Source organism: Actinoallomurus acaciae (assembly GCF_042429965.1).
GTDB lineage: Bacteria > Actinomycetota > Actinomycetes > Streptosporangiales > Streptosporangiaceae > Actinoallomurus > Actinoallomurus acaciae.
Map to the genome: position 1 here is coordinate 1 of NZ_JBHLZP010000437.1, position 6,785 is coordinate 6,785.

General features: G+C 70.0%; 8 protein-coding genes. All 8 read left to right on the forward strand.

The features are described from left to right. Positions 1-457, forward strand: a 457-nt coding sequence (locus ACFFNX_RS37570) for a type 2 periplasmic-binding domain-containing protein (protein ID WP_378210827.1), incomplete at its 5' end; no start/stop codon positions are given. Positions 458-701: 244 nt separating this feature from the next. Then, positions 702-2,051: an extracellular solute-binding protein gene (locus tag ACFFNX_RS37575; protein ID WP_378210828.1), complete on the forward strand. Its 1,350-nt coding sequence runs from the start codon at positions 702-704 to the stop codon at positions 2,049-2,051. Next, the gene (locus ACFFNX_RS37580) at positions 2,051-2,977 is read left to right on the forward strand and encodes a carbohydrate ABC transporter permease (RefSeq protein WP_378210830.1); all 927 of its coding nucleotides are present in this window, start codon (positions 2,051-2,053) and stop codon (positions 2,975-2,977) included. The genes ACFFNX_RS37575 and ACFFNX_RS37580 overlap by 1 nt, the downstream gene beginning before the upstream one ends. Next, a complete protein-coding gene (locus ACFFNX_RS37585; protein ID WP_378210832.1) occupies positions 2,974-3,852 on the forward strand; it encodes a carbohydrate ABC transporter permease in 879 nt (292 codons plus the stop codon). The genes ACFFNX_RS37580 and ACFFNX_RS37585 overlap by 4 nt, the downstream gene beginning before the upstream one ends. 135 nt (positions 3,853-3,987) lie before the next feature. Beyond that, the gene (locus ACFFNX_RS37590; protein ID WP_378210834.1) at positions 3,988-4,191 is read left to right on the forward strand and encodes a DUF3040 domain-containing protein; all 204 of its coding nucleotides are present in this window, start codon (positions 3,988-3,990) and stop codon (positions 4,189-4,191) included. 499 nt (positions 4,192-4,690) lie between these two features. After that, the gene (locus ACFFNX_RS37595; RefSeq protein ID WP_378210835.1) at positions 4,691-5,134 is read left to right on the forward strand and encodes a hypothetical protein; all 444 of its coding nucleotides are present in this window, start codon (positions 4,691-4,693) and stop codon (positions 5,132-5,134) included. Between the two features lie 157 nt (positions 5,135-5,291). Next, positions 5,292-5,948: an alpha-ketoglutarate-dependent dioxygenase AlkB family protein gene (locus tag ACFFNX_RS37600; protein ID WP_378210837.1), complete on the forward strand. Its 657-nt coding sequence runs from the start codon at positions 5,292-5,294 to the stop codon at positions 5,946-5,948. Between the two features lie 103 nt (positions 5,949-6,051). Next, positions 6,052-6,785: acyltransferase family protein (locus tag ACFFNX_RS37605; RefSeq protein WP_378210838.1), on the forward strand; the 734-nt coding region annotated here is incomplete at its 3' end.

The window sequence follows — 6,785 nt, forward strand, 5'->3', positions numbered from 1 at the left end:
GGCCGCCGAGACCGGGACGCCGCTGGCCGAGGTCGCCGGGCGGTTCGGGTTCGCGCCCCTGCCGGCCGGGCCGCACGGCCCGCCGGGGATCCTGTGCGGCGGCATGGTCTACTGCATCCCTCGCCAGGCCCGCCATCCAGAGCTGGCGATGCGCCTGCTGCGCGCCGCGACCGCGCCCAAGTGGCTGGCGCAGGTGTGCGCCGAGACCGGTCAGCTCCCGCCCCGCCGCAGCGTCCTGGACGCCCTGGCCCCGGTCTCGCCGTTCCACGCCGAGACGGCCGCGCTGCTCGAACACGCCGTCGTACGGCCGTCCGCGCCGACGTACGCGCTGGTGTCGGCGCAGCTGCAGGCCATGCTCGAAGGTGTCCTCACCCGACGCTGGAGCCCGGCCGCCGCCGTCAGCCTCACCGCCGACCGGATCAGCGCCATCACCGGCCGCCCGCTCGTCCGCGGCTGACCCGCGTCGGCGTCACGGCCCCTGCCGGGGTCCAGTTCGGCGAACCGGCGACGGGCCTGTTCCAGCGGTTCGCGCCCGGCGTGTGCGGGCCGGACGCCCGGAGGACACGCATCCGTAACCAGGCGCGACGCCGATGTAACCAGCTCGTAAGGTATCTGTCACCTCTTCCGTCAGCTCTTGACGCCGTTCGCCTCGTCCTTTCAGATTTGCCACAACACAATGGCAATTCGCGGAGGTGCTGCACATGCGGCGGCAATGGGCTCTCGTGATGACGCTGGTGACGGCCGCGGCGGGATTGAGCGCATGCGGCGACAGCGGATCCTCGGACGGCAAGACGATCAAGGTCGCGTACCAGAAGTTCGGCAACTTCATCGGCGCCGACGAACTGTTCAAGAAGATCAAGCCGGTGTTCGAGCAGCAGAATCCCGGGATCAAGCTCAAGCTGATCCCGATCGAGGCCGACGAGAACTCCTACTACACCAAGCTCGGCCTCATGCGGCGCTCCAAGTCCACCGCGCCGGACGTCGCCTACGAGGACACCTTCTTCGTCAACTCCGACGCCCAGGCCCGGTTCCTCATGCCGCTCGACGACCGGCTCGCCTCCTGGCCGGACTGGAGCCAGTTCGTCAGCGCGGCCAAGGCCGCCGGCAAGGCCGGCGACGGCCACACGTACGGCATCCCGATGGGCACCGACACCCGCGGCCTCTGGTTCAACAAGAAGATCTTCGCCAAGGCCGGTCTGCCCGCCGACTGGCAGCCCAAGAACTGGAACGACATCCTCACCGCGGCACGCCAGATCAAGTCCAAGGTCCCCGGCGTCATCCCGCTCAACGTCTACGCCGGCAAGGGCGTCGGTGAGGCCGCCTCCATGCAGGGCTTTGAGATGTTGCTGTACGGCACCGCCGACAAGCTGTACGACGACCAGACCAAGAAGTGGGTCGCGCCGAGCCGCGGCATGAACGACTCGATGAACTTCCTCAAGACCATCTACTCCGAGAAGCTCGGCCCGACCCAGCAGCAGGCCCTGGACCCGCACTGGAGCGACAACGTCAACGGCCAGGAGCTGTCCCAGGGCAAGCTGGCCATCGACCTGGACGGCTCCTGGCTGCCCCAGGGCTGGATCCCCGGCGGCGCCTCCGCCTGGCCCGACTGGTCCAAGACGCTCGGCACCGCCGCCATGCCCACCCAGAACGGCCAGGCACCCGGCAAGGTCAGCCTCTCCGGCGGCTGGCTGCTGTCGGTCGGCGCGAACACCAAGAACCCCGACGCGGCGTGGAAGCTGGTCCAGCTCGCCATGAACAAGGAGAACTCACTGTTCTTCTACATCAAGGGGACCCAGGTCTCGGTCCGCAACGACGTGACCAGCGACCCGCAGTACCTCCAGGGCAACCCGACCCAGAAGTTCTGGACCAGCCTGGTTCAGTACACCCAGTACCGTCCCGCCTACAGCGTCTACCCCCAGATCTCCAACCAGCTCCAGGCCGCCACCGAGGCCGTCATCACCGGCCAGTCCGCCCCCGACAAGGCCGTCAACGACCTGGCCGGCCAGATCAAACAGCTCGCCGGGCCGGACAAGGTCGAAGGGACCCCCTGATGGTCGCGGTGGACCTGCCCGACTCCACCCGGCCCGCCGCCCGCCGCTCGCCCGCCGGGCGCGGGCGGCGGGCCGCCGGCCGGGTCCTGCCGTTGGTTCCCGCGTTCGCGCTCATCGCCCTGTTCTTCCTCGGCCCGATCCTGTGGTGCGTCTACGCCTCCTTCACCGACGTCGCCCTCACCGGCGCCACCGCCAGCACCCCGCACCTGGTCGGCGTGCGCAACTACCGGCGGATGTTCGCGGACTCGGCGTTCCGCCAGTCGCTGTGGCTGACCGTCGTGTTCGTGGTCGGCTCGGCGGTCATCGGGCAGAACGTCGGCGGCATGGCGCTGGCCCTGCTGATGAAGGCGCGCCACCGGATCGTCCGCGCCGTCGTCGGCGCGATCGTGGTCGGCGCGTGGGTGATGCCCGAGCTGGTCGCCGGGTTCGTCTGGTACGCGTTCCTGGCCGACGACGGCACGTTCAACGCGATCCTGCACGCGGTGGGCCTGCACGGGAAGAGCTGGCTGTACGCCATGCCGCTGCTGTCGGTGATCATCGCCAACGTCTGGCGCGGCACCGCCTTCTCCATGCTCGTCTACTCCGCCGCGCTGTCGAACGTGCCCGAGGACCTGCTGGAGGCCGCCGCCGTGGACGGCGCCTCGGCGTACCGGCGGCTGCGGCACATCACCCTGCCGCTGATGCGCCGCGCGGTCATGACCAACCTGATGACGATCACACTGCAGACGCTGGCGGTGTTCACACTGATCTTCGTGATGACCGGCGGCGGGCCCGGCACCAAGACCCAGACCCTGCCGATCTACATGTACCAGAGCGCGTTCAAGTTCTACCAGCTCGGCTACGGCGCCGCGCTGGCGATCGTGCTGCTCGCCGTCGGCGGCGTGTTCTCGGTCGTCTACCTGCGGATGATGCGGGAGGAAGTATGACCACGGCCGTGAGCGCGACCTCGCGGCCTCCGCGCCCGCGCCTGTCCACGACCGGCCCGCGCCGCGGGGCCGCCGCAGCGGTGGCGTACCTGGTGCTGGCGCTGGTGGCGATCGCGTTCCTGCTGCCGTTCGGGTGGCTGTTCCTGGCCTCGGTCTCGGACCAGGCGTCGCTGAAGGCCGACATCCCGCACCAGCTGACGCTGCGCAACTTCGCCGACGTCCTCACCGGCGACAACCTGCACGCGCTCGCCAACAGCCTGGTGCTGTCACTCGGCGCGGCCGTGCTCACCCTCGTGCTCGCCGCACCGGCCGCCTACCCGCTCTCGCGCTACAGCCGGCGGTTCGGCCGGCCGATCCTGCTCGGCCTGCTGTTCGCCACCGGCCTGCCCATCACCGCGATCCTCGTGCCGGTGTACGGGCTGTTCGTCCAGCTCGAACTGCTCGACTCCATCCCGGCCACCACCTTGTTCCTCACCGCGACCGGGCTGCCGATGGCGATCTGGATGATGAAGAACTTCATGGACGAGGTGCCGATCGCGCTGGAGGAGGCGGCATGGGTCGACGGCGCCTCGGGCCTCCGCGCGCTGTTGCGGATCGTGCTGCCCCTCATGCTGCCGGGCACCACCGTGGTGTTCACCTTCACCTTCGCGCTGACGTGGGGCAACTTCTTCGTGCCGTTCATCCTGCTCGTCGACCCCGCCAAACAGCCCGCCTCGGTGGCCATCTACCAGTACTTCGGCCTGCACGGCACGGCCTCCTACGGCCTGCTCGCCGCGTTCTCGATCCTGTACTCCCTGCCCGTCGTCGTGCTCTACACGCTGGTCCAGCGGGTACTCGGGAACGCCTTCGCCATGTCGGGTGCCGTCAAGGGGTGAAGCGCCGCCAAGGGGGGACGCGGCCGGTTCGCGCCAAAGGCGAACGAGCGGTAATCAGAGTCCTTCCTCAAGGTTTCCCCCGGGAGGTAAAGAGGGGATGATTCGAGGAAATGTAAGACCCCCTGGAGGTGCGGCATGGCGCTCTCGATGGAGGAGGAGCGGATCCTCACAGAGATCGCATCTCAACTCGGCCAGGAAGACCCGGCGCTGGCGGGCCGTCTGGCGAACTTCGGGCGCCTGCGCAGGCGCCGGCGCATTCGCGCCATCGCGGCGATCGTGATCGCGGTGCTCGTGATCGGCACATTGGTCGGAGCGGCGTTCATGACACTGCCCGCCTGACGAACGTGAACCGCCCCCGCCGGACCTCGGTCCGGCGGGGGACGGCACGTCTGGGCCGGTGTGGTGGTCGCCTCGCGGCGAAGGCACAACGCGGCTCCTGCTCCGGCCGGAGGCCGAACGGTATTCCGCGAAGGCGATAGGTGCGGCCCGGGGACACATGCCACACCGGCACCACCAGCGTAACCCCTTTCCCGCGCCGCGTATTCCACCACCGCCGTGTCGCCACGCCCCACCAGCACGCCTTGGGGCGGACTGTGGCGATTCGCGACGCCGTACGGCGTCGAGCGGCCACCGCCTGGCGCGCTCGCCGGCGACCCTCCCGGTGCCGCGCAGGAGCGTGGGGTGACCGGCGACCGCCACGCACAAGCACTCGGCGTTCCAGTGGTATCGACGGCGGGGTTCCCGGGGTCGTGGACATCACTCTGTGTATTTGCTTCTATTCACAAGGTCACCATCGGGGTCAAGTCCCGGGAAGACCGGACCAAAAGGAGCAATATCAATGTCCAGACTCCGCAGCTCACTCTGCGTCACGGCCATGGCGGCCGGGTTGGCCTTCGCGGGCGGCGCCGCGCAGGCGGTCACCGGTCGGCCCAGCGCCCACCAGCGGGCTGACGCGGTCTTCTCGCCTCCGGTCACGCTGCACCGTAACCAGGCGTTGACCTCGGGGAACGGCCGGGCCATCCTGCGCCTGCAAGAGGACGGCAACTTCGTGCTCTACAAGGACGGCAGGCCGGTATGGCAGGCCCCGAACGCGTGGAGCCACGGTGTCTCGGCGGTCTTCCAGGAGGACGGCAACCTCGTCGTCTACGCCGGCGGTGGCAGGCCGGTCTGGGCGTCGAGCACCTGGCACCGAGGCGCCTACCTCGCCGTACAGGATGACGGCAACGTCGTCATCTACAACGGCAACCGGCGACCGGTCTGGGCGACCAACACCGGAGACTGACGCGCGGCGGCACACACGCGACCCGGGCGCCCTTGGGCGGGCGACCCGGGTCCGCCTGTTCCTGCGTCCGGATCCCTGGGAGCGCGTGTCGTCCGCGCATCGGTGGGCCATCACGTACCGTGGCGTGCGGAAGCCGACATAGGAGGAGGTCAGGGGCGTGACGGCGCTGATTCCGCGGCCGCGGGCGGAGGTGGCGCCCGGGGCGGTGCACGTTCCGGGCTGGCTGGCCGAGGACGAGCAGCGGCGACTGCTCGACGCCTGCCGCGACTGGGCCCGCTCCCCGGCGGGGATGCGGCACACGCGGCTGCCGGGCGGCGGTGTGATGTCGGTGCAGACCGTGTGCCTCGGCTGGCACTGGGCCCCCTACCGCTACCGGCGCACGACCGACGACGGCGCCCCGGTCAAGCCGTTCCCCGCCTGGCTCGCCGACCTCGGCCGGCGCGCCGTCGCCGCCGCGTACGGTCACGACGACGGCTACCGGCCCGACATCGCGCTCGTCAACTTCTACGACGCCGAGGCCCGCATGGGCCAGCACCAGGACAAGGACGAGAGCAGCCTCGCGCCCGTCGTCTCGCTCAGCCTCGGCGACACGTGCGTGTTCCGCTTCGGCAACACCCGCGACCGGGGCCGGCCCTGGAACGACGTCGAACTGGAGTCCGGCGACCTGTTCGTGTTCGGCGGGGAGTCCCGGCTGGCCTACCACGGCGTGCCCAAGACCCTGCCCGGCACGGCGCCGCACCATCTGGGGCTGCGCGGACGCCTCAACCTGACCCTGCGCGAGTCGGGCCTGAGACCGGACGGCGATCCACCGTGAACAGGCCGCGGTTCGCCCGCCCGCCCGGCCGCGTTGAGGTGTTGTTCAGGATCTTCGTGTTGACTGAACCGGTCATCCGCTGTCGAGCCCAGGGTTCTCCGTTTTGACCACCGTCGCTCCGGCCGGCACCGCACCGCCCGCACCGTCGCGTGCGGCCGGCCGTGATCCCTACTTCGACAACGCCAAGTTCCTCGCGGTCGTGCTCGTGGTGATCGGCCACGCCTGGGAGCCGCTGCGGGCCTCGAACGTCGGCGGCCGGGCACTCGAAGCCGCCCAGACGTTCGTCTACGCGTTCCACCTGCCGGTCTTCATCGTCATGTGCGGGTACTTCTCCCGCGGGTTCACCGCCGGGCGCGACCGCACGCGCAAGCTCGTCGCCGCGATCGTCGTCCCGTACGTGATCTTCAGCGTGGCGTATCCGCTGTGGGCCGGCCTGCTCGCGGGCAACCATGTCGGCTGGGACCCGCTCGAACCGTACTACCTGACCTGGTTCATGCCCGCGTTGCTGCTGTGGCGGCTGTCGACACCGCTGTGGCAGCAGATCCGCTACCCCGTCACGGCCGCGCTGGTGATCTCGATGCTCGCCGGCTTCATCACGCTGCCGAGCATGCTCAACGCCGCGCAGGTGCTGTCGTTCCTGCCGTTCTTCGTCGTCGGGCTCACCCTGCGGCCGCACCACTTCGCGTTCCTGCGGCGCCGCGCGATGCGCGCCGCCGGCGCGGCGCTGCTGGTGCTCGGCGGGGTGGCCGCCTACGCGGCGGCACTGACCGTGGACCCCGAATGGGTGCACTGGCGGCGCAGCTTCGGACAGCTCGGCGTCGGCGCGCCCGCGGGCGT